The sequence below is a fragment of the Candidatus Desulfatibia sp. genome, assembly GCF_036446775.1.
Lineage (GTDB): Bacteria > Desulfobacterota > Desulfobacteria > Desulfobacterales > UBA11574 > Desulfatibia_A.
This window is the reverse complement of sequence record NZ_JAZFTO010000052.1, coordinates 1-2,693: the sequence shown is the minus strand read 5'-3', so window position 1 is coordinate 2,693 and position 2,693 is coordinate 1. Positions and strand designations below refer to the sequence as shown.

The following is a 2,693-nucleotide window of genomic DNA, read 5'->3' as shown; positions in this document are numbered from 1 at the left end:
TATCACCATTCGAAAATCCGTGGACTGCATGATCGCTTCAGTCGCTATAGAAAACGACATTCCACTCCTTCACAATGATAAGGACTTTGAGGCCATAGAGGAACACTGTAGCCTCAAGTGTTATAAATAATAAAAAAAATAACCATGGCATGAACGCTGACTGGGTTTTCGCTACGCTACCATAAACATGGAATAAGGGGACGCCTCTCAAATTATAAGATTCGTGGCAGCTAGAAGAAGAAACTTATAATTTGAGGGGCGTCCCGGAAGTCCAATTAAACAAGGGGCTATTTTAAGCCTCTTTAGCTGTTATTATAGGCGGTTATCGTGGCCCGGCCTTAATTGCAATTTTAGGGTCGTCCTGGAAGTCAGATGTTTTGGATTGCCCCAAATTGTCTTGGACACTATTAAACATGAAATTTTTAAAAAGAGGAAAATACTATGGCTAAAGCAATAATAATGCATGAAACCGGTGGGCCCGAAGTTTTACATTTGGCTGATTATGATCCAGGCCGTCCAGGACTAGGTGAAGTCCTGCTTCGTCAAGAGGCCGTTGGGCTCAACTTTATTGACGTTTATCACCGCACAGGGCTCTATCCTCTTCCCTCCCTTCCGGCCACACCCGGAATGGAAGGCGCGGGTATTGTTGAAGCCGTTGGAGAAGGTGTAACCGAAGTTGCGGTAGGAGACCGTGTAGCGTATGCCGGGCCGCCGCCCGGCGCTTATTCCGAAATTAGAATTATGCCGGCTGACCGCCTAGTAAAACTTCCCGAATTCATTTCAACCCGACACGCTGCATCCATGATGCTTCAAGGAATGACCGCACGATATCTCGTAAAAGGCTGCTATGGAGTAAAAGCCGGTGATAAAATACTCATCCATGCCGCCGCCGGTGGCGTTGGCTTGATTGTCTGCCAGTGGGCCAAACATCTTGGTGCTACCGTAATCGGAACGGTCGGTTCACCTCAAAAGGCTGAACTCGCACGGGACAATGGCTGTGATCACCCCATCCTCTACAGAGATGAGGATTTTGTTGCACGGGTAAAAGAGATTACTCGAGCAAGGGGGGTTGACGTCGTATATGATTCCGTGGGCCAGTCTACCTTCATGCAATCTCTGGACTGTTTGCGGCCAATGGGCATGATGGTCAGTTTTGGTCAGTCCTCCGGCTCGATTCCACCACTGGATACCGGCGTTCTCGCAGCCAAGGGCTCTTTGTTCCTTACGCGGCCGAGTCTTATGGTCTATACCGCCAAACGGGAGGATTTGCTCGTCCACGCCCATGATTTGTTTGAGGTCGTGGAAAAAGGTGCAGTGAAGATTGAGGTCCGACAAACCTACCCACTCGCCGAAGCTGCCCAGGCCCACAGCGATCTTGAGGGTCGCAAGACTACCGGATCCACCATTTTAATTCCCGGTCAATAATTTACGAACGCTTTAAGGTAGCAAGCTGATGTAAACTCCCGATAGAAAATTCACCAATCAAAGAGAATGGTCATGCCTTTTCATAAAACAGATTTGAATGATTTGAAAAAAGCAAAGACGCTATTGGAGAATCCGGGTATTGCAGCAAAGATCACCAATTTGCTTGGTACTCCAATCGAAAAAGGATTTGAACTATTACCTGACAATTGGAATGTGAAGGTCGGTGAACTAACCCAAGAAGCACTATCCAAGGCAGTTCATGCCGCAGTTTTCACAATGAAAGATTCTCCAGGTGAAGAAGCGTCAAATTCCTGGCATAAAATAGCTGTGGCTACAACAGGTGGTATAGGCGGTTTCTTTGGGTTAACAGCATTAGCAGTAGAGCTACCCATATCAACGACAATTATGTTGCGATCTATAGCTGATATTGCGAGGAGCGAGGGTGAAGCTATCAGTAAGATTGAGTCAAAAATAGCGTGCATTGAAGTATTTGCTTTAGGTGGGCCGAGCAAGAGTGATGATGCTTCTGACTCTGGATATTTTGCAGTTCGTGCAGCTTTAGCACAATCTGTAACAAAAGCTGCTGAATATATAGCAGAGAAAGGTCTGGCTGAAGAAAGTGCCTCTGCTCTTGTTCGATTGATAATTAAAATTGCAGAGCGCTTTAGTATTCAAGTATCAGAGAAAGCAGCAGCACAAGCAGTTCCCGCAATAGGAGCAGCGGGAGGGGCTATTATTAATACATTATTTATTGATCATTTTCAGGATATGGCACTTGGTCATTTCATAGTACGGCGTCTTGAAAGAAAGTATGGCAAAGAAGTCGTGGAAGCAACATACAAGACAGTTTGAATTGGGTGAATTCACCTTTATCGATCTGCACCGTGAAATGGGGGTCGGGCCACAGGAACATCATGATATAATATATAAAACGTTTAAAAAATACGCCAGATAAGGCCGTAGATTCAAATAACTGGACCTAGGGTCTGACCACGCTAAGTATCTGAAAATTAATAAAAAGAGTTCTAAAAATTGGCCATTTTTTGGTCTTAAACATACCATTTTGGGTGCAAAACTGCAGGTCTAAGAAATGTTTTTGAAATACTATTTAGCTTAAAAGGTCCTTTTTGGGGTGAAAAAAAGTCGTTTAAGACGATTTTAAGGTCTATTTTAAGCCTCTTTTGCTGTTATTATAGTTGGTTGTCGTGGTCCGACCCCAAATGAAAAAGCTGTCTTTTGAAGAGGTAGTTTTTCATCTATCACAAGGT

General features: G+C 44.6%; 3 protein-coding genes. All 3 read left to right on the top strand.

Annotated features, from left to right (window positions below; genetic code table 11):
* The first annotated feature begins 19 nt into the window (after nucleotides 1-19).
* The gene (locus tag V3S16_RS02285) at nucleotides 20-130 is read left to right on the top strand and encodes a PIN domain-containing protein (protein WP_413883056.1); all 111 of its coding nucleotides are present in this window, start codon (nucleotides 20-22) and stop codon (nucleotides 128-130) included.
* 311 nt (nucleotides 131-441) lie between these two features.
* Entirely contained in the window at nucleotides 442-1,425 is a 984-nt protein-coding gene (locus V3S16_RS02280) for a quinone oxidoreductase family protein (protein WP_413883055.1), read from the top strand.
* A gap of 72 nt (nucleotides 1,426-1,497) precedes the next feature.
* Complete coding sequence (locus V3S16_RS02275; protein WP_413883054.1) at nucleotides 1,498-2,277, top strand: EcsC family protein; 780 nt, start codon at nucleotides 1,498-1,500, stop codon at nucleotides 2,275-2,277.
* Nucleotides 2,278-2,693: the final 416 nt, after the last annotated feature.

What these genes read in the sequence shown, in the direction of transcription:
- V3S16_RS02280 (WP_413883055.1), top strand. Translation starts at nt 442, where the DNA reads ATGGCTAAAGCAATAATAATGCATGAAACCGGTGGGCCCGAAGTTTTA.
- V3S16_RS02275 (WP_413883054.1), top strand. Translation starts at nt 1,498, where the DNA reads ATGCCTTTTCATAAAACAGATTTGAATGATTTGAAAAAAGCAAAGACG.